This window comes from Pararhodobacter zhoushanensis (assembly GCF_025949695.1).
GTDB lineage: Bacteria > Pseudomonadota > Alphaproteobacteria > Rhodobacterales > Rhodobacteraceae > Pararhodobacter > Pararhodobacter zhoushanensis_A.
Window position 1 is genome coordinate 2,908,538 of record NZ_JAPDFL010000001.1, and the last position, 18,112, is coordinate 2,926,649.

16 protein-coding genes and 2 pseudogenes are annotated in these 18,112 nt (G+C 66.1%); 11 read left to right on the plus strand and 7 right to left on the minus strand.

All coding sequences use genetic code 11. From position 1 onward, the window contains the following. Positions 1 to 11: 11 nt before the first annotated feature. From OKW52_RS14545 to argE, 3 genes are read right to left on the minus strand one after another with little or no spacing between them, the layout of a single operon-like run. Entirely contained in the window at positions 12 to 1,361 is a 1,350-nt protein-coding gene (locus OKW52_RS14545) for an NAD(P)/FAD-dependent oxidoreductase (RefSeq protein ID WP_264506354.1), read from the minus strand. Continuing rightward, complete coding sequence (locus tag OKW52_RS14550) at positions 1,358 to 2,047, minus strand: type 1 glutamine amidotransferase (protein ID WP_264506355.1); 690 nt, start codon at positions 2,045 to 2,047, stop codon at positions 1,358 to 1,360. Before OKW52_RS14550 ends, OKW52_RS14545 begins: the two co-directional genes overlap by 4 nt. Then, positions 2,044 to 3,216, minus strand: coding sequence for an acetylornithine deacetylase (gene argE, locus OKW52_RS14555; RefSeq protein WP_264506356.1), 1,173 nt, complete (start codon positions 3,214 to 3,216; stop codon positions 2,044 to 2,046). Before argE ends, OKW52_RS14550 begins: the two co-directional genes overlap by 4 nt. 269 nt (positions 3,217 to 3,485) lie before the next feature. On the opposite strand from argE, the pseudogene OKW52_RS14560 reads away from it, so the two are divergent. The 5 genes and pseudogenes from OKW52_RS14560 to OKW52_RS14580 all read left to right on the plus strand — a co-directional run bounded on the left by OKW52_RS14560 (position 3,486) and on the right by OKW52_RS14580 (position 9,212). Beyond that, a pseudogene (locus OKW52_RS14560) lies at positions 3,486 to 4,482 on the plus strand (ABC transporter ATP-binding protein). Beyond that, positions 4,479 to 5,474 (plus strand): annotated as a pseudogene (locus OKW52_RS14565) (ABC transporter ATP-binding protein); the annotation flags it as partial. The pseudogenes OKW52_RS14560 and OKW52_RS14565, both read left to right, overlap by 4 nt. A gap of 54 nt (positions 5,475 to 5,528) precedes the next feature. Then, the gene (locus tag OKW52_RS14570; RefSeq protein WP_264507712.1) at positions 5,529 to 7,232 is read left to right on the plus strand and encodes a peptide ABC transporter substrate-binding protein; all 1,704 of its coding nucleotides are present in this window, start codon (positions 5,529 to 5,531) and stop codon (positions 7,230 to 7,232) included. 74 nt (positions 7,233 to 7,306) lie between these two features. Continuing rightward, on the plus strand, positions 7,307 to 8,317 hold the full coding sequence (locus OKW52_RS14575) for an ABC transporter permease (protein WP_127108738.1): 1,011 nt from the start codon (positions 7,307 to 7,309) through the stop codon (positions 8,315 to 8,317). Then, on the plus strand, positions 8,283 to 9,212 hold the full coding sequence (locus OKW52_RS14580) for an ABC transporter permease (RefSeq protein WP_406622265.1): 930 nt from the start codon (positions 8,283 to 8,285) through the stop codon (positions 9,210 to 9,212). Before OKW52_RS14575 ends, OKW52_RS14580 begins: the two co-directional genes overlap by 35 nt. A 30-nt stretch (positions 9,213 to 9,242) precedes the next feature. On the opposite strand, the gene OKW52_RS14585 is transcribed toward OKW52_RS14580, so the two are convergent. The 3 genes from OKW52_RS14585 to OKW52_RS14595 all read right to left on the minus strand — a co-directional run bounded on the left by OKW52_RS14585 (position 9,243) and on the right by OKW52_RS14595 (position 11,310). Further along, positions 9,243 to 9,761: an RSP_2648 family PIN domain-containing protein gene (locus OKW52_RS14585; RefSeq protein WP_264506357.1), complete on the minus strand. Its 519-nt coding sequence runs from the start codon at positions 9,759 to 9,761 to the stop codon at positions 9,243 to 9,245. Then, on the minus strand, positions 9,754 to 10,986 hold the full coding sequence (locus tag OKW52_RS14590; RefSeq protein ID WP_264506358.1) for an RSP_2647 family RNA methyltransferase: 1,233 nt from the start codon (positions 10,984 to 10,986) through the stop codon (positions 9,754 to 9,756). Before OKW52_RS14590 ends, OKW52_RS14585 begins: the two co-directional genes overlap by 8 nt. A gap of 156 nt (positions 10,987 to 11,142) precedes the next feature. After that, positions 11,143 to 11,310 carry an RSP_7527 family protein gene (locus tag OKW52_RS14595; RefSeq protein WP_164736692.1) on the minus strand — a complete coding sequence of 56 codons (168 nt, stop codon included), beginning with the start codon at positions 11,308 to 11,310 and terminating at the stop codon, positions 11,143 to 11,145. 279 nt (positions 11,311 to 11,589) lie between these two features. On the opposite strand from OKW52_RS14595, the gene edd reads away from it, so the two are divergent. Further along, on the plus strand, positions 11,590 to 13,395 hold the full coding sequence (edd, locus tag OKW52_RS14600; protein WP_264506359.1) for a phosphogluconate dehydratase: 1,806 nt from the start codon (positions 11,590 to 11,592) through the stop codon (positions 13,393 to 13,395). A gap of 172 nt (positions 13,396 to 13,567) precedes the next feature. On the opposite strand, the gene OKW52_RS14605 is transcribed toward edd, so the two are convergent. After that, entirely contained in the window at positions 13,568 to 14,728 is a 1,161-nt protein-coding gene (locus tag OKW52_RS14605) for an MFS transporter (protein WP_264506360.1), read from the minus strand. Here OKW52_RS14605 and OKW52_RS14610 point away from each other — a divergent pair. The 5 genes from OKW52_RS14610 (at position 14,727) to OKW52_RS14630 (ending at position 18,056) form a co-directional block, all read left to right on the plus strand. Continuing rightward, positions 14,727 to 14,879 carry a hypothetical protein gene (locus OKW52_RS14610; protein ID WP_264506361.1) on the plus strand — a complete coding sequence of 51 codons (153 nt, stop codon included), beginning with the start codon at positions 14,727 to 14,729 and terminating at the stop codon, positions 14,877 to 14,879. The two genes, OKW52_RS14605 and OKW52_RS14610, sit on opposite strands and share 2 nt — an antisense overlap. Positions 14,880 to 14,902: 23 nt before the next feature. Beyond that, positions 14,903 to 15,529 carry a 50S ribosomal protein L25/general stress protein Ctc gene (locus OKW52_RS14615; protein WP_264506362.1) on the plus strand — a complete coding sequence of 209 codons (627 nt, stop codon included), beginning with the start codon at positions 14,903 to 14,905 and terminating at the stop codon, positions 15,527 to 15,529. Between the two features lie 197 nt (positions 15,530 to 15,726). Further along, positions 15,727 to 16,302, plus strand: a complete 576-nt coding sequence (locus tag OKW52_RS14620; protein ID WP_264506363.1) for a hypothetical protein — start codon at positions 15,727 to 15,729, stop codon at positions 16,300 to 16,302. A gap of 51 nt (positions 16,303 to 16,353) precedes the next feature. Beyond that, on the plus strand, positions 16,354 to 17,031 hold the full coding sequence (gene pth / locus OKW52_RS14625) for an aminoacyl-tRNA hydrolase (protein ID WP_264506364.1): 678 nt from the start codon (positions 16,354 to 16,356) through the stop codon (positions 17,029 to 17,031). Further along, on the plus strand, positions 17,028 to 18,056 hold the full coding sequence (locus OKW52_RS14630; RefSeq protein ID WP_264506365.1) for a DUF2332 domain-containing protein: 1,029 nt from the start codon (positions 17,028 to 17,030) through the stop codon (positions 18,054 to 18,056). Before pth ends, OKW52_RS14630 begins: the two co-directional genes overlap by 4 nt. Positions 18,057 to 18,112: the final 56 nt, after the last annotated feature.

Sequence of the window (18,112 nt, forward strand, 5' to 3'; positions counted from 1 at the left end):
AGCAAGGCTTGTCACAGGGCCGGCCCCGGCGTCACCCTGCTACCATCCGAAAACCGCCCAAATCTGAAGCGGCTGAGGTCATGGCCCGGATCATTGCCGGTCACCAGATCGGCCAGCACCCGGCCCACGGCCGGGCCGATGCCAAAGCCGTGCCCGGACAGGCCGGTGCCCAGCACCAGACCGGGCAGCGCCGGGACGTGGTCGAGCACGGGCACCACATCGGGCATGGTGTCGATCATCCCGGCCCAGCTGGCGGCTAGTTCGGGTTTTCCCAAAGCAGGGAACGCCTGCGCAAACGACTCCCGCGCCGCCTCGATCGCCTTCCTGTCCGGCGCGGGGTTGAGCACGCGCATCGCTTCAAACGGGCTGGGCTGATCGGCGGACCAGCGGCGCGGGGTTGTCCAGCCGTCGGGGTAGCCGCGGGGTGCGGCGGGGCGCAGTTTGGTGCGCCGCCAGTCGGCTTTCAGAAGGGTGAGATACGCGCTGAAGTGCCGGAACGCGTCGGGGCCGACAAACATCACCGGCCGGGTGCCGGGGGCCAGCGTATAGCCGCCATCCGCCCGCCGCCGGATCGCGAAGTCCTCATCCGCCGCCGCGCCCGAGGCGATATCGGGCAGCGGCACCGTGGCCGATACCGACGACAGGACCGCCAACTGCGGCAGCGACACCCCTTCTGAGCGCAGCAGGAGCGAGGACCACACGCCCCCGGCCAGCACCACCGCATCGGCCATGATGCGCCCGTGCTCGGTGATCACCCCGGTCACCCGCCCCGCCTGAATATCCAGCGCACGCACCGCGCAGCTTTCGCGGATCACCACGCCGCCCGCCTGCGCCACGGCGCGCGCGATCATCGGCACTGCGACCCAGGGTTCGGCCCGGCAATCCGACGCCGTGTGCATCCCGCCGATCCACGTCCCCGGTGCCGCCTTGATCAGGCGCTCGGTCTCGGCGGCGGTGATCATCCGGCTGTCGAGATCATGGGCACGGGCCTTGGTCAGCCAAGCCTCGTACCCGGCCATCTCGGCCTCGGTCTTGGCCATGTAGGTCACGCCGACACGGCGGTAGCCCAGATCCGGCCCCAGCCGATCAGACCAGCGCTGCCACAGCGCGCGGGCCTCGATCGCCAGCGGGATCTCGGCCGGATCGCGGCCCTGCACCCGGATCCAGCCCCAGTTGCGGCCCGATTGCTCGGCCGCCACCCTGCCCTTTTCGCACACCACCACCGACAGCCCCTTGCCTGCCAGCTCCCACGCCGTGCTGATCCCGGCGATGCCGCCGCCGATCACCACGACATCGGCAGCCTTGGGCAAAGCCGCCTGATGCTCGACGGCCAGAGGCCCGGCGAAGGGGAAGCCAGTCATGCAAAGAACTCCGCCAGAAACCCGTTGAACCAACGATCAATCGCCGGGTCATGCGCGGCCATAAGCGCCTGTTGCTCGGCCAGCGTCTGCGCGCCGGGGGCGCCCCAAGGGGCCATGTCGAGCCCTTGCCAGAAGCGCATCACCTCGGGCGTGACCTCGGGGTGAAACTGGAACCCCCAGGCCGAGCCCAGCCGGTACGCCTGATTGGAGAATAGCTCGCTTGAGGCGAGCAGCTCGGCCCCCTCGGGCAGCACCGCATTGTGCCAGTGCCACTGCGGCATCACCGTAGGCGCATCGCCAAACAGCGCGCGCCCGGCTTCGGTCGGCGCAACCGGGTAGTAGCCGAATTCATAGGCTTCATCCGTGCGCGTCCGGACCTCGGCCCCATGCGCAAAGGCGATGTTCTGAGCGCCCAGACAGATCCCCAGCAGCGGCACATCCGCCGCAACAGCATGGCGGATAAAGGTGTGTTCATCGGCCAGATAGGGGTACAGTTCAGTCTGATACGCCTCTTGCGCGCCGCCGTAGATCACGACGGCGCCGATGTCCGCCAGATCGTCCGGCAGCGTATCCCCGGCAAACGGGCGCAGCACCTCATAGCGCCGCCCGGTCCGGTCCAGAAACAGCCGCACCCGGTCAGGGGGCGGCGTGTCGTCCAGATGCTCGACCAGCAGAATCCGGCTCATTGGCAGAGGTCGTCGATCAGCCGGTCCATGAACTCTTGCCCCGCCGCGAATTGCTCCAGCGTCAGGAATTCGTCGGGCTGGTGCGCCTGCGCGATGTCGCCGGGACCGCAGACGACGGCGGAATAGCCGCGCACCTGAAACTGCCCGCCTTCGGTGCCATAGCTCACCACATGCTCGCCATTGTCGCCGGTCAGACGACGCGAAAGCGTTTCAGCCGGGCCGCCATGCTCGGGTGCCAGCGCGGGCACGCCAAAGGTGCTCGACAGCTCGATCGACGTTTCGGGTCGGATGGCTTTCATCCCGGCTTCGATCTCGCGCGCGGCGGCGATGATCTTGTCACCCCAGCCGGTATCGCCCGGCACCTGACGCACCGAGATCAGGAATTCGCAGTCCTTGGCGGTGATGTTATGCGCCGTGCCCCCGCTGATCATGCCGACATGCAGGGTGGAAAACGGCGGATCGAACGGGGCGGCCAGCGTGCTGGGTTCTGCCAAGGCATTGGCTGCGTTCTGCTGGTTGGCCCAGTCGATCAGCCGCGCCGCCTCCATCACCGCGCTGACGCCGTAGGGCTGCATCGAGGAATGGACCTCAAACCCGTGGATATGCACGTTCAGGCCGACGCCACCCTTGTGGCCGGTGACCACCTTCATCATCGACGGCTCGCCCACGATCACCGATTCGGCGCGCGGCAGGTCGGAACCGACCATCGCCTCGACCAGATCGGCCACGGCCATGCAGCCGACCTCTTCGTCATAGCTGAGCGCCAGTTGCAGCGGCTTTTTCAGCGGTGCTTTCGTCGCGGCAACCATCGCGGCAATCGCCAGCGCATCGAAACCCTTCATGTCGCAGGTGCCGCGCCCGAACAGCGCGCCGTCCTTTTCGGTCAGCACCCAGGGGTCGGTCGTCCAGGCCTGCCCATCCACCGGAACCACATCGGTGTGACCCGACAGAATCACCCCGCCCGCCGCGTCCGGGCCGACCTGCGCATAGAGATGCGCCTTGGTCCCACAGGGCGACAGGATCCGCTCAGAGCTGATTCCCTGCGACGCCAGATAGTCCTGAACCCAGTCAACCAAAGGCAGGTTGGTATCCCGGCTCACCGTGGGAAAGGCGATCAGCCGTTCCAGAATTTCGCGTGCCGTAAGGGTCGTCTGTTGGGGGGTCTGCATCTGTTTCTCCGGGGTGTCGCACAGTCATTTCTCGCCGTGCCTGAATAGAAAGGTCATGCGGCGCATAGCAGCAAGTCTATGGCGCAAGTCCAAGCAAATTCGGCCTCTCTGGGCCGCATAGTGCACAATGTTTGCGCAAACCGGGGGTTAGACACCTGTATAGCTACACGGATTTAGGCTTGCTAGGTCGTTTGAATGTTGCCAAGCTCATCGAAACAACAGCCGATTCAGACCTACTGAACGGGATAATAACAAACAGGGAGATGCGCATGCCCGATGGGGCTACGCCGGTTCTTGACGTCAAGGACCTCAAGACCGTTTTCAGCACACGCTCCGGCGAAGTGCATGCCGTCAACTCCGTCAGCTTCGATCTTCGCCCCGGTGAACTTCTGGGTGTTGTCGGCGAGATCCGGCTCGGGTAAATCCGTGACCATGATGTCCCTGCTGGGGCTTCTCCCTTCCCCTCCGGCAGAAGTGCGTGAAGGCACGGTCATGCTGGGGGACATCGACCTCCTCGCCATCGGTGAAGACAAGCTGCGCGCGATCCGGGGGCGGGATGTGGGGTTTGTGTTTCAAGACCCGATGACCTCGCTCAACCCGGTTTTCACCGTGGGTTTTCAGATCTGCGAGCCGCTGCGCAAGCATATGGGCCTGTCCAAGGCCAAGGCGCGCGACCGGGCGGTGGAACTGCTGGAACTGGTCGGCATCCCCGATGCCCGCCGCCGTCTGAGCGACTATCCGCACCAGTTTTCCGGCGGCATGCGCCAACGCGTGATGATCGCCATCGCGCTGGCCTGTGATCCCAAGGTGCTGATCGCCGACGAGCCGACGACAGCACTGGACGTCACCATTCAGGCGCAAATTCTGGAACTGGTGAAAGAGCTGCGCGAGAAGCTGGGCATGGCGATCATCTGGATCACCCATGATCTGGGCGTCATTGCGGGCATCGCCGACCGGGTGATGGTGATGTACGGCGGACAGGTTGCCGAACACGGCCCGGTGCGCGAGATTTTCGCCGACCCGGCGCACCCCTACACGCGCGCCCTGCTGCGCACGATGCCCAAGCTGACCGGCACGCGCGATGCCAAGCTGCGCGTGATCGAAGGCCAGCCGCCCATTCTGGGCCGCCACCCCACCGCCTGCCCGTTCATGGCGCGCTGCGCGCATGCCTTTGAGCGCTGCGGCACCGAAAACCCGCAGCGCCGTGACATCGGCCATGGCCATGACGTGGCCTGCCACTGGGATCACCAAGGGGTACCGGTATGAGCGAGCGCAAGAAACTGCTGCAAGTCATCGACCTGAAGCTGCATTTCCCGATCTATGGCGGGCTGTTGCGGCGGCAGGTCGGGGCGGTCAAGGCGGTCGATGGCGTGACGTTCGACATCTATGAGGGCGAAACGCTGGGGATCGTTGGCGAATCGGGCTGCGGCAAATCCACCGCCGGGCGCGCCGTTCTGCGGCTGTATGAGACCACGGCGGGCTCGATCCTGATCGACGGCGTCGATATCGCCACCCTGTCGCAGGAAGAGCTGCGCAAGAAACGCCCGGCCATGCAGATGGTGTTTCAGGACCCGCAGGCCAGCCTCAACCCGCGCATGACGGTGGCGGGCATCATTGGTGAACCGCTGGACGAGCACACCAACTGGCCGCGCGCCAAGAAGCTCGAGCGCATCTATGAGCTGATGGATGCCGTGGGCCTGAACCGTGATTTCGCCAACCGCTATCCGCATGCGTTTTCGGGCGGCCAGCGCCAGCGCATCGGCATTGCGCGCGCTCTGGCGCTGAACCCGCGCTTTATCGTCTGTGACGAGCCTATCGCGGCGCTGGATGTGTCGATTCAGGCGCAGGTCGTCAACCTGCTGGAAGAGCTGCAGGAACAGTTCGGCCTGACCTACATGTTCATCAGCCACGATCTGAGCATGGTGCGTCACATCGCCGACCGCGTGGCGGTGATGTATCTGGGCAAGATTGTCGAGCTGGCGCCGGTGTCGCGGCTCTATGACCACCCGGCGCATCCCTATACCGAGGCGCTGCTGTCGGCGGTGCCCGAACCGGACCCCTCATTGGAACGCCGCAAGGATCGCATCGTTCTGCAAGGCGACGTGCCCTCACCGGCCAACCCGCCCAAAGGGTGCAACTTCTGCACCCGCTGCCCAAAGGTGATGGATATCTGCCGCGAGACCGAGCCTGTGACCGTAGAAGTCGCACCCGGTCATTTCGCAGCGTGCCATCTTATACCCCAGACCGCCGGACAAACCGGTGGCACCGAGGTCGAGCACAATCAAACACGAGATCCAACAAGGAGAGGTTGTATGAAACGCAGAATAGCCCTGATGGGGGCGGCTGCCGCAGTTGCGCTGATGCCCCTGGCGGCATCGGCCGATCGCGGAGACAGCGGGCACCTGAACCTGATCTACTGGCAAGCGCCGTCGATCATGAACGTGTACCTGTCGGGCGGCACCAAGGAACAGGAAGCGTCCAGCATCGTGCTGGAGCCTCTGGCGCGCTATGACGCAGAAGGCGTCCTGACGCCGTGGCTGGTTGACGAGATCCCGACCGTTGAAAACGGCGGCGTGTCCGAAGATCTGATGTCGATCACCTGGCGCATCACCCCGGGCCTGCTGTGGTCCGACGGCACGCCGCTGACCTCGGCGGACGTGGCCTTCACCGCCGAATACTGCATGCACCCCGAAGGCGGCTGCGCCCAGCTGCGCAACTTCAACGACATCGAGTCGGTTGAAGTGGTCGACGACCTGACGGTGACTGTGCACTTTACCGTGCCCAAGCCGGTTCCGTATGGTCCGTTCGTGTCGGCAGCCTCGCCGATCATCCAGCGCGCCCAGTTCGAGAACTGCCTCGGCGCCCGTGCGCCGGAATGCACCGAAGCGAACTTCTCGCCCATCGGCACCGGCCCGTTCCGCGTGACGGATTTCCGTCCCAATGACGTGATCCAGCTGGAAGCCAACCCGAACTTCCGCGATCCGATGCTGCCGAACTTCGCGACGGTGACCCTGAAAGGCGGCGGCGACGCAGCCTCGGCCGGTCGTGCCGTCATGGAAACCGGCGAGATGGACTACGCCTGGAACCTGCAGCTGGCCCCCGATGTCATCGCGACGATGGCCCAAGGCGGTCAGGGCGTGCCGGTCTCGGCTTTCGGTACGCTGGTTGAGCGGATCGAAATGAACCTCACCGATCCGTCGCCGAGCCTGGCGCCGGAAATTCGCTCGACCCGCGAAGCACCGCACCCGATCCTGTCGGACATCCGCGTTCGTGAAGCGCTGAGCCGCGCCATCGACCGTGAGCTGCTGGTGGAAATCGGCTATGGCACGGCGGGTCGTCCGGCCTGCAACATCGTTCCGAACCCGCCGGTCTTTGCGTCGGAAGCCAACGACAACTGCATCCCGCAGGATCTGGACCGCGCCCGTGCGCTGCTGGATGAAGCGGGCTGGGTTCCCGGTCCCGACGGCATCCGCGTGAAAGATGGCGTGCGGCTGGTGATGGATTACCAATCCTCGACCAACGCTGTGCGTCAGGACTTCCAGGCGCTGATCCAGCAGTGGTGGCGTGAGATTGGCGTCGAAGCCAACCTGCGCAACGTGAACGCTTCGGTGTTCTTCGGCGGTGATCCGGGTTCGCCCGACACGTTCCAGAAGTTCTATGCCGACGTGGAAATGTACGCCAACAACTTCACCGGCACCGACCCCGAAAGCTATCTGGGCGCCTGGCGTTGTGGTCTGGAACCGCGCCCGTCGACCCAATGGCAGGGTGAGAACATCAACCGCTTCTGCGATCCCGAGTATGATGCCCTGCACCATGAACTGGCGCAGACCGCAGCCATCGAAGATCGCGGTCGCATCGCGCGTGAGCTGAACGACATCCTGGTTCAGAACTTCGTCGTTGTGCCGCTGGTTGACCGTGGTCGCGTCGATGCCCACGCCAACAGCCTTGGCGGCGTGCAGCTGAACGTCTGGGATTCGGGTCTGTGGAACATCGCAGACTGGTACCGCATCCAGTAACGGCCGAACACGTCGGGCCCGCCTCTCGGGCGGGCCCTTCCTTCCTGGAACGCTGAACCAAGGCGCCGCTCCCCATGTTCAACTACACCCTTCGACGATTGCTGCTGGCAATCCCGACGCTTTTGTTCATCGCTCTGACGATCTTCCTGCTGCTCGAGCTGTCGCCGGGCGATCCGATGTCCGACATGCCGCTGACCATCCCGCCCGAAGTGCGCGAGCAGATGCGTATCGCCCTCGGTCTGGGCGAGGCCTGGTACATCCGCTTCTTCAAATGGCTCTACCTGTTCTCGGTCGTCGAACCCAGCCATGTGCTGGCCAACCTGACCGGCATCCAGAGCCTTGCGATCGAGGGGCAACGGATCATCTCGTTCCAGAGCCGCTCGCCCGTCGCCGATATCATCGCGCAGCGCCTGCCGCAGACGCTGTGGGTCGTCGGTCTAAGCTATATCTTCGGTATCCTGCTGGCCCTGCCGATCGGGATCTATTCGGCCTACAAGCAATATTCGTGGTTCGATCAGGCCGGGACGTTCATTTCGATGGTCGGGTTCTCGCTGCCCACCTTCTTCACCGGGCCGCTTCTGATCCTGATCTTCTCGATCTGGCTGGGCTGGTTCCCGATCATCTATGACACCACCCTCGTCGTCGATAGCTGGTATGATTTCGCCTTGCAGCTCAGACAGATGGCGATGCCGGTGTTTGTGCTGACGCTGTACAACGCGGCCCAGATCACCCGCTTCATGCGCGCTTCGATGCTCGACAACATGATGCAGGACTATGTCCGCACAGCCCGCGCCAAGGGCATGACCGAGCGGGTCACCATCCTTGTCCACGTCCTGCGCAACTCGATGATCCCGGTGGTCACGGTCATCGCTCTGGGGATCCCGACGGTATTCACCGGCGCGATCATCACCGAACAGGTGTTCCGCGTGAACGGGCTGGGTCAGCTGTTGATCATTGCCATCTATGCCTCGGACTTTCCGATGGTGCTGACGCTCTCGGTCGTCTTTGCCATCCTGATCGTTCTCTTCAACCTCATCGCCGACATTCTCTATGCCGTGCTTGACCCGAGGATCCGTTATGACTGACGTCGGCACAATCCGCCCGCCCCGCAACCAATGGTGGGACGTCTGGGATCAGTTCAAGACCCACCGCGGCGCCGTTATCGGCAGCATCGTGTTCCTGCTGATCTGCGCGTTCTGCTTTATCGGGCCGTTCCTGTGGGAGTACAGCGCGACCTACATCGACATCCGGTCGCGCAATCAGGGCCCCTCATGGGCGCATCCCTTTGGCACGGATCAGCTGGGCCGGGATATCTTTGCCCGGATGATGAAGGGCGGGCAGGTCTCTCTGGCCGTCGGCATCGCCGCGATGGTGCTGTCGGTCTTCCTTGGCGCGCTGATCGGTGTGCTGGCAGGGTATTTCCGCCGGCTCGATGGCCCGCTGATGCGCCTGACCGACCTGTTCCTCGCCCTGCCCCTGTTGCCGCTCTTGCTGGTCATGTCGATGCTGTTTCGCCAGAAGCTGTCAGCGATGTTCGGGGTTGAGACGGGCATGTTCCTGATGATCGTCACCGCGATTGCGATCACCTCCTGGATGCGCACCGCGCGGGTCGTGAGGGGTGACGTGCTGGCGCTGAAAGAACGCGAATACGTTCTGGCCGCGCGGTCCATCGGCACGCCGAACCGGCGGCTGATCACGCGGCACATCCTGCCCAACGTGCTGTCGCCGGTGATGGTCTCGGCCACGCTGATGATCGCCACCGCCATCATCACCGAAAGCGCGCTCAGCTTTCTGGGCATGGGCTTTCCGCCGGACTTTCCCACCTGGGGCCGGCTGGTGAGCGACGGCATCGACTATCTGCAGCAATACCCTTCGCGGGCGATGCTGCCGGGTGTGTTCATCTCGCTGGTGGTGCTGAGCGTGAACTACATCGGTGACGGGTTGCGCGACGCGCTCGATCCCCGGATCCGGGGGCGCTGAAACGACAAAGGGGGCCGCGAGGCCCCTTTTTCAATCCACTTCCAAAGCGCGGCCCAGTCTGGGCAGATCCGCCTTCTTCATCGCGTTGCGCAGCGCCCGCCCCGACAGGCCCGGCCAGACCCGCGCCACCTCGGCCTCAACCGTCTCGCGCCCCGCCAGCCACAGCTCCATCACCCAATCATCCGGCGACACCGCCCGGATCCCGTGATGCGCCAGCGCCCGGCGGGGAAAGTCGCGCAAGTTCAGCGTCAGCAACACATCCGCCCCCGCCGCAATCGCCGCCGCCAGCACATGCCGGTCGGCGGCATCGGGCAGGTCGAGCAGGCTCAGATCCCCCGCCGCACCCTGCCCCTCTGGCCAGCGCGCGCGCATCCGCGCCAGCGCCTCGGCCGCGCCCGGCTCGCCCTTGCGCGCCGTGACGTGCAGCCATTCCGCCGCGACCCCTTCGGACCACAGCGGCACGAACAGCCCGGCATCGGCAAGCCCCAGCAGCAGATCACGCAGGATCGGCGGAAACAGAACGCAGGTGTCGAGGAAGACCTTAGTCAAGCCGGAACGTCAGCGCCTTCAGGTAACCGCTTTCGGCCAGCTGCGGCAGCATCGGGTGGTCCGGCCCGGCAAAACCGGTGCGGATCAACTGCCCCTGACGCTGGCCCTTGCCGATCCCGCGCGTGCAGGCGGCGCGGAAATTCGCGAGGTCCGCGGCGTGCGAGCACGAGCACAGCACCAGATACCCGCCGGGTGCGACCAGCGGTGCCGCCATGCGCGCCAGCCGCTCATAGGCGCGCAGGCCTGCGTCCAGCGATTTGCGGCTGGGCGCGAAGGCGGGCGGATCGCAGACGACCAGCTCGAATTGCGCGCCGTCGGTGGCCATCGTCTCCAGCGCCTCGAACGCATCGGACTGGCGGGTTTCGAACCGATCCGACGCGCCCATCGCCGCCGCACCCTTGGCGGCCAGCGTCAGCGCAGGCTCGGACCCGTCCACCGCCAGCGCAGAGACAGCGCCACCAGCGAGCGCCGCCAGCCCGAAGCCGCCGACATGGCTGAACACGTCCAGCACCCGGCCACCCTTGGCGAGACGCGCCGCGAAAGCATGGTTGTCGCGCTGATCGTAGAAGATGCCGGTTTTCTGGCCGCCCAGCAGATCCGCCATGTAGACGGCGTTGTTCATGTGCACCGGCACCGGGCCATCCAGCGCGCCGGTCATGGCGACGGTTTCCTCGGACAGACCTTCCAGCGAGCGCGCACGGCCCGTCGCGTTCTTGACCACCGTTTTCACCCCCGTCACCGCCTGAAGCGCGGCAACCAGCGTATCGAGATGGGTCTCGGCCCAGGCCGCGTTCGGCTGGATCACGGCGACATCGCCGAAACGGTCGATGACCACACCGGGGAAGCGGTCGGCCTCGGCATGGATCAGACGGTAGAACGGCTGATCATAGAGCGCCTCGCGCAGCGCCAGCGCGTGCCGGATGCGCTCTTCGAACCACGCGGCGTCAAGCTGCGCCTCGTGGTCGCGGTCGAGCATCCGCGCGACGATCTTGGATTTGGGATTGACGGTGACCAGCCCCATCTCGCGGCGCTCGGCGTCTTCGAGCACGGCCAAAGCGCCGGGCTCAAGCCCTGCGGTGCGGCGGTCGAGCACCAGTTCGTCGGCATAGACCCACGGAAATCCGTGGCGCACGGCGCGGGCTTCGGCCTTGGGGCGCAGGCGGACAATAGGGCGGCTGGGGGGAGCGAGGTCATGGCGGGCTTTCTGAAACGGTTCCCCTCCCATACCTCTGCCGGGCGCGCGGCAAAAGCCAAAACCGACAGTGCATAAACTGACACCGCCCCGTGCCGGAGGGAGCGGCACAGGGCGGGGATTGTCGATCAGATGCTGACGTCTGAGCGATCAGGGCCGGATGACCGGATGATCGCGACCTGTAAGGTCTCAGGCAGTGTGCGCCTGGCCACCGCGAGCGAACAGGGCAACAACGCCGCGACGCAGCGACTTGAACATGTCCGCAACGGCGCGCGCTTGCATGGCGCGGGCTTCACGCTCCAGCGTCAGCAGATCGAATTCTTTGATTTCGTACAGGTTTTGAGTGTTCTCGGTCACGGCCTTGGCTCCTTGCCAGTGCGGGTCCAATCCCGCTTTGCATGAGACATACCTATGCCGCAACGCAGCAAAACACCAGTGATGTATACACAAAGCAGCCTTGCGTTGGATGCAAGGCTGGCCGGACCCCTGCCTGCAATGCGGGCGGGTATGCCCGAAACCTGTGCAGCGATGGTTTCACCGCGCCCCTTGCGGCCCTCACTCTTGCAGCGTTAGCGATAACGAGGTATCAGACGCGCAGATCCCTCCCCCGCATCCAAAGGCAGAGGCATTCTCACAATGACCCTCGACCCCCGCATCCGCACCGTCACCGAGCGTATCATCGAGCGCTCGCGTCCGACCCGCAGCCTGTATCTTGAGCGACTCGCCAAAGCCGCCGAACAAGGCCCGGCCCGCGCGCATCTGGGCTGCTCGAACGCCGCCCATGCCTATGCAGCGATGGGACAGGACAAGGACGCATTGGCAGCGGCGCGTCAGCCCAATCTCGGCATCGTCACCGCGTATAATGACATGCTCAGCGCGCACCAGCCGTTCGAGATGTACCCGCAACTGATCCGCGACGCCGCGCGCGACGCCGGTGCCACCGCGCAGGTCGCGGGCGGTGTGCCGGCGATGTGCGACGGGGTCACGCAGGGTCGCGCGGGCATGGAATTGTCGCTGATGTCGCGCGACACCATCGCGCTGGCGGCGGGCGTGGCGATGAGCCACGACTGTTTCGACGCCGCGCTCTGGCTGGGGGTCTGCGACAAGATCGTGCCGGGTCTGGTGATGGCGGCGGCCAGCTTTGGCCATGTGCCGGCTGTGTTCGTACCCGCCGGGCCAATGGTCTCGGGCCTGCCGAATGACGAGAAAGCCAAGGTTCGTCAGGCCTTTGCACAAGGAAAGGCCACGCGCGAAGAGCTGATGGCGGCCGAGATGGCCAGCTATCACGGGCCGGGCACCTGCACCTTCTACGGCACCGCCAACACCAACCAGATGCTGATGGAGATCATGGGGCTGATGCTGCCGGGTGCCGCCTTCGTCAATCCGGGCACCCAGATGCGCGAGGCGCTGACCAAGGCGGCCGTCGCCCGCGCGGCGGCGATCACCCATCTGGGCAATGACTGGCGGCCTGCCGGGCATGTGCTGGACGAGAAGGCCTTTGTGAACGGCATGGTCGGGCTGATGGCGACCGGCGGGTCCACCAACCTGATCCTGCACCTGCCCGCCATGGCGCGCGCGGCGGGGATCCGGCTGGAGCTGGAAGATTTCGACGCCGTCGCGCAGGCGGTGCCGCTGATGGCCAAGGTCTATCCCAATGGGCTGGCCGACGTGAACCATTTCCACGCGGCGGGCGGCTTGGGCTATATGGTCGGCGATCTGCTGGACGCCGGGCTGTTGCACGAGGATGTCGAGACGGTCGCGGGCACGGGTCTGGCGCGCTATGCGCAAGAGCCCAAGCTGATCGACGGTGCGCTGACCTGGGTCGACGGACCGGGCGAAAGCCTGAACGACCGCATCCTGCGCTCGACCCGCGACCCGTTTCAGGCGACCGGCGGGTTGAAGCAGTTGAGCGGCAATCTGGGGCGTGGCGTGATCAAGATCTCGGCGGTGGACCCGTCGCGCCATGTGATCGAGGCGAAAGCGCGGGTGTTTTCCGATCAGGCGCAGGTCAAGACGGCGTTTCAGGCCGGCGAATTCACCGAGGACACGATTGTCGTCGTGCGCTTTCAGGGGCCGCGCGCCAATGGCATGCCCGAGCTTCACTCGCTGACGCCGGTGCTGGCGGTGCTGCAGGACCGCGGGCTGAAGATGGCTCTGGTGACGGATGGGCGGATGTCGGGGGCTTCGGGCAAGGTTCCGGCGGCGATCCATGTCGCGCCCGAAGCGGCAGCGGGCGGCCCGATCGCCAAGCTGCGCGACGGGGATCTGGTCCGGCTGGACGCGGTAACCGGGGCGCTGGAGGTGCTGGAAGACGGGTTTGCGGCGCGCGAAACGGTCAGCGCCGACCTGAGCGCCAATGACTGGGGTTGCGGGCGCGATCTGTTCGCCCGGCTGCGCGGCGGGGCGACCGATGCGACCGAGGGCGCGTCGATCCTGTTTTGAGGGCTGGGTCTAAAAGGGTGGCGGGTTTCGCCCTCGGCCGAGACGGCTGACGCCGCCGCGCCCTTGGGCGACCCGGCGCGCCGCTTTCGCGGCGCGCAAGAAGGGGGCCTCGGCCCCCTCTGCGGCTGACGCCGCATTCACCCCCTGAGGATATTTCTAGACAGAAAATGTCTCAGCCCTGATGGGCGGCTGCGCGGATTGACAGGGCGCGGGCGGCGAGGAGAGCGAGCGCCAGGACGCCGGCGATCAGCGCGAAAGAGGTGCGCAGCCCGGCAAGTTCGGCGGCGAGGCCGAGGGCGGGCGGGCCGAGGAAATAGCCGCCGTAGCCGATCACCGTCGCGCGGGCGATGGCCCGGCTGCGCGATTGCGGATCCGACAGGCGCCCGGTCATCGCCAGCGCGGTGGGGACCACGACCGACGCCCCAAAACCCAAGACCACAAAGCCCGCATAGGCCATCAGCGGACCAATGGCGACGACCACGATCAGCACACCGCAGACCGACACGATCAGCCCGCCCGACAGCAGGCGACGCTCAGGCAGACGCATCGAGAGCCCCTGCCCGGCCAGCCGCCCCAACCCCATTGTCAACCCCATCAGCGCCGGCGCGAGCGAGCCCGAGCCGACCGCGCCGCCGAGATCGCGTTCGATATAGAGCGCCGACCACGCCTCGACCGCGTTTTCGCTCATCAGGCCTGCGAGGATCAACGCGCCGCCCAGATAAGGCACCAGCCCGAGCACGGCGCGTCCGCCGGGGCTGGAACGGCCGCCAAGCCCCTCGATCCGCCCGTCACGCTCGATGGCGATGAGCGATAACAGCAGCACCAGCCCGGCCGTGACGCTCAGCGTGGTGACCGCCCCCGCCCCGGCGGCGCGGGCCACGCCGGTCAGGGCGGCGGCAGCGGCGAAGGCCAGCGAATAGAGCGCGTGGTTGAGGTTCATCAGGCTTTGGCCGCGCGCCGCCTCGATCGCCGAGAGCCGCGCGTTCATGAACACATCCAGCGCGCCGCTGGCGATGCCCATGGTCATCAGCGCCAACACAAAGCCCAAAGGCGTGCTCATCGCCCCCATAAGCGCCACCGACAGCCCCATCAGCGCCGCAAAGCCGGGCAGCGCCAGGCGCCCCAGCGCGGTGCCGATGCGCGGCGCGAGGGTCATCATGGTGATCGCCGCGACCGAGCCCCAGATCAGCAGCAGACCCAGCGTGCCATCGTCCACGCCCAGCCCCGCCTTGATGTCGGGCATCGCCGCCATGAACGCGCCCCAGACCAGCCCCATGGCGACGAAGCAGGCGGCAGGACCGCGCGAGGCAGAGAGTTGGGCAAAGGAGGGCATGGCTGTCTCGTGGTTGGATCTGCGCGCACCCGATCACGCCCGCGCGGCAAGGTCCAGCGCGACGCGGCGCAAGAATGCGCTTTCCTTTGAGCGGAGCATGGGCTATGGCGGCGCGGCTGCGCATCCACCCTTGGAGGGGCGTGGCGAGTGAAACAGATATTTAGGAGAACCGATATGGCTGGTGAGATCCCTGATCTGATCGCCGAGGTCCGGACGGGGACAGGCAAGGGGGCCGCTCGTCAATCTCGTCGTGACGGCAAAGTTCCGGGTGTGGTCTATGGGGGCGGCGCAGAGCCGATCTCGATCGACTTCAACTATAACTACCTTCTCAAGCGCCTCAAAGAGGGCCGCTTCCTGTCCAAGCTCTGGAACCTCAAAGTCGAGGGCCAGGAAGACGTGCGCGTCATCGCGCGCGCCGTTCAGCGGGACGTTGTGAAGGATCTGCCGACGCACGTCGACCTGATGCGCCTTCGCCGCACCTCGCGGATCAACCTGTTCGTGCATGTCGAATTCGAAAACCACGCGGCGGCCCCCGGCCTGAAGCGTGGCGGCACGATGGTTGTGGTCCGTCCCGAGGTCGAACTGAACGTTCTGGCCGGTGACATCCCCGAGAAGCTGGTGGTCGATCTGACCGGCAAGAACATCGGTGACGTTATCCACATCGAAGACATCACCCTGCCCGAAGGCGCGAAAGCGACCATCGCGCGGAACTTCGTCATCGCCAACATCGCGGCACCCTCGGGTCTGCGGTCGGCCGATGCTGAAGACGGTGACGCAGAAGAAGACGCCGCCGAGGCCTGATCCTCGACCGTGGCACGTTCTTGAAACCCCGCCCTTTCGGGCGGGGTTTTTTGTTGCTGGTCAGAGAGTTGACAGTGCCGTGCCCACTGTTTCCCAGTTTTGATTTGCCACGGCCCTGCATCTTTGCAACCCTTGCGTTACCCGTGTTCGCGCCCGTCCGCGCGACAGACGCGCCCCTGAGTACCGGAGATTTGCGCATGGCATCCCACGCCCGTCTGGCCGCTGCCCTCAAACCCGTGCTGGCGTTTGCCTCTGCGCTCGCCCTCGCCCTGCCCGCTCTGGCGCAAGGCAAGCCCGATCCCGGCCCGCTGGTCTTTCCCAACCCCGGAACCCGTCCGGATGTGCGCGTTGACGGCCCCGAGGCGCTGACCTGTGCGGCGCTGTTCAATTGGATCGAGCGGCGCGGCCCCGAGCTGACCGTGCAGCAAGCCAATCGGCTGGCCGAGATGCTTTCGACCATCACCACCCCCGGCGTCTACGCCGTCCCGCCGCCGGCCGATTGTGATCAGGTCATGCTCAGAATGGCCCGCGAGGGTTTCAGCGTCGGGGACATGACCCTGTTGCCGGTCGCCGGCGTATCCGCCGATTGCGCGACGCTGGTGCCGTTGGTGCAAAGCCGCCTCCCTGGGCTCGAGCCCGAACAACAGCTGAACCTGCGCCGCGTCATGGCCCGCGTTCACATGCCCCAGCAGGGTGCCACCAACGACGTGATGGCCTGCGCCATTGTGCATGGCGCGTTGGAGCGGCTCAACCTGATCGACCAAATGCGATGACGCGGCGCGCCCGAATGGACAGCCCTGCGGCGGCGCGCTAGAACCGCGCGCATGAAACTTATCATCGGCCTTGGCAATCCCGGCGCGCAATACGCGCGCAACCGTCACAACATCGGCTTCATGGCGCTGGACCGTATCGCCGCGGACCACGGCTTTACCTCGTGGAAAGCGCGCTTTCAGGGCCAGATCGCCGAGGGGCGGCTGGGCGGCGACAAGGCGCTGCTGCTCAAGCCGCAGACTTTCATGAACCTGTCGGGCCAGTCCGTCGGCGAGGCGATGCGCTATCTCAAGCTGACGCCCGACGATGTGATCGTGCTGCATGACGAGCTGGACCTTGCACCCGGCAAGCTGCGCCTGAAACAGGGAGGCGGGCATGCCGGGCATAACGGGTTGCGCTCGATCCATCAGCATATCGGCGAAGCTTACGCGCGTGTCCGGCTGGGCATTGGCCATCCGGGGAACAAGGATGCCGTGGCGGGCTATGTGCTGCACGACTTCGCCAAGGCGGATGAGGACTGGCTGGACGATCTGATGCGGGGGATCTCGGACGGGGCGGATCACCTGGCAGCGGGCGACGGGGCCAAGTTCCAGAACGCTGTGGCGCAACGCACCGCGCCGCCGCGCAACGCCGGGCGGCCTGCGCCGGTGGCGAAAACCCCGCCTGCACCCGAAGCGCCGGTTGAGGATACCCGCTCGGCCCTGCAACGCCTCGCGGATCGCTTCAAATGAGTGACCGTCTGCGCCATGCCCTGCGGCAGCAGGCCGACGCCTGCGCGGGCCTCGGCTCGCCTTTCATGGCGCAGCTTTGCACGCTGCTGGCCGAGCGTCTGGAACCAGACACGGCCCTCACCCGGCGCCTGTTCGACTGGCCCGGTGATCTGACGTCGAACGCGGCTTCGGTCTCGCTGCGGTTGGCCGGTGCCCTGCACGCGCTGGTGCTGCAAGGGCATGCGGGGCTGGCGGCGGTGTATCCGCCCAACGCCTGCGACGATGACACGCTCTGGCAGGCCGTGCACGCCGCGTTGGCGTCCGACGCGGCGTTCATCGACGGCTTTATCGACAGCGCGCCGCAAACCAACGAGGTCCGCCGCTCTGCCGTGCTGATCGCCACCGGTCACTGGCTCGCCGCGCGCTATCCGTTGCCGCTTGTGTTCAGCGAGCTGGGGGCCAGCGCCGGGCTCAACCTGAACTGGGACCGTTTCGCGCTCGACCTGGGCACCACGACGCTCGGCCCCACCGATCCGGCTCTCACCCTGACGCCCGACTGGCGCGGCCCGCACCCTGCCCCGTCAACGGTGCGCGTTACCGAGCGCGCCGGCGTCGATCTCAACCCGATCGACCTTACCGACCCGGCGCAGCGCCTCCGCCTGCTGGCTTATCTCTGGCCCGACCAGCCCCACCGCAAGGCGCTGACCGAAGCGGCCATCGCCGCCAGCCCGCCGCGCCCGGCCAAAGCGGACGCCATCGACTGGCTTGAGCCCCGCCTGACCCCGCGCCCCGGCCAGTTGCACCTGATCTGGAGCACCATCGCCTGGCAATACTTCCCCGCCGCCGTGCAGGCGCGCGGTACGGCCCTGATCGCGGCCGCCGGTGCCACAGCCACCCCCGACGCCCCGCTCGCCTGGCTCAGCTACGAGGCCGACGGGCAATCCCTCGGCGCAGGCCTCACCCTGCGCCTCTGGCCCGGCGATCAGACCATCGACCTCGGCCGCGCCGACTTCCACGGCCGGTGGGTCGACTGGCGCGCGCCCTGAGCTTCATCTTGCCCTCAATACGCCCTTCGCCCGCGACCTCCCGGCGCTTCCGCCGG

What these genes read in the sequence shown, in the direction of transcription:
- OKW52_RS14545 (WP_264506354.1), bottom strand. Translation starts at nt 1,361, where the DNA reads ATGACTGGCTTCCCCTTCGCCGGGCCTCTGGCCGTCGAGCATCAGGCG.
- edd (WP_264506359.1), top strand. Translation starts at nt 11,590, where the DNA reads ATGACCCTCGACCCCCGCATCCGCACCGTCACCGAGCGTATCATCGAG.
- OKW52_RS14570 (WP_264507712.1), top strand. Translation starts at nt 5,529, where the DNA reads ATGAAACGCAGAATAGCCCTGATGGGGGCGGCTGCCGCAGTTGCGCTG.
- OKW52_RS14620 (WP_264506363.1), top strand. Translation starts at nt 15,727, where the DNA reads ATGGCATCCCACGCCCGTCTGGCCGCTGCCCTCAAACCCGTGCTGGCG.
- OKW52_RS14550 (WP_264506355.1), bottom strand. Translation starts at nt 2,047, where the DNA reads ATGAGCCGGATTCTGCTGGTCGAGCATCTGGACGACACGCCGCCCCCT.
- OKW52_RS14630 (WP_264506365.1), top strand. Translation starts at nt 17,028, where the DNA reads ATGAGTGACCGTCTGCGCCATGCCCTGCGGCAGCAGGCCGACGCCTGC.
- argE (WP_264506356.1), bottom strand. Translation starts at nt 3,216, where the DNA reads ATGCAGACCCCCCAACAGACGACCCTTACGGCACGCGAAATTCTGGAA.
- OKW52_RS14605 (WP_264506360.1), bottom strand. Translation starts at nt 14,728, where the DNA reads ATGCCCTCCTTTGCCCAACTCTCTGCCTCGCGCGGTCCTGCCGCCTGC.
- OKW52_RS14610 (WP_264506361.1), top strand. Translation starts at nt 14,727, where the DNA reads ATGGCTGTCTCGTGGTTGGATCTGCGCGCACCCGATCACGCCCGCGCG.
- pth (WP_264506364.1), top strand. Translation starts at nt 16,354, where the DNA reads ATGAAACTTATCATCGGCCTTGGCAATCCCGGCGCGCAATACGCGCGC.
- OKW52_RS14580 (WP_406622265.1), top strand. Translation starts at nt 8,283, where the DNA reads ATGCCGTGCTTGACCCGAGGATCCGTTATGACTGACGTCGGCACAATC.
- OKW52_RS14590 (WP_264506358.1), bottom strand. Translation starts at nt 10,986, where the DNA reads ATGGGAGGGGAACCGTTTCAGAAAGCCCGCCATGACCTCGCTCCCCCC.
- OKW52_RS14615 (WP_264506362.1), top strand. Translation starts at nt 14,903, where the DNA reads ATGGCTGGTGAGATCCCTGATCTGATCGCCGAGGTCCGGACGGGGACA.
- OKW52_RS14575 (WP_127108738.1), top strand. Translation starts at nt 7,307, where the DNA reads ATGTTCAACTACACCCTTCGACGATTGCTGCTGGCAATCCCGACGCTT.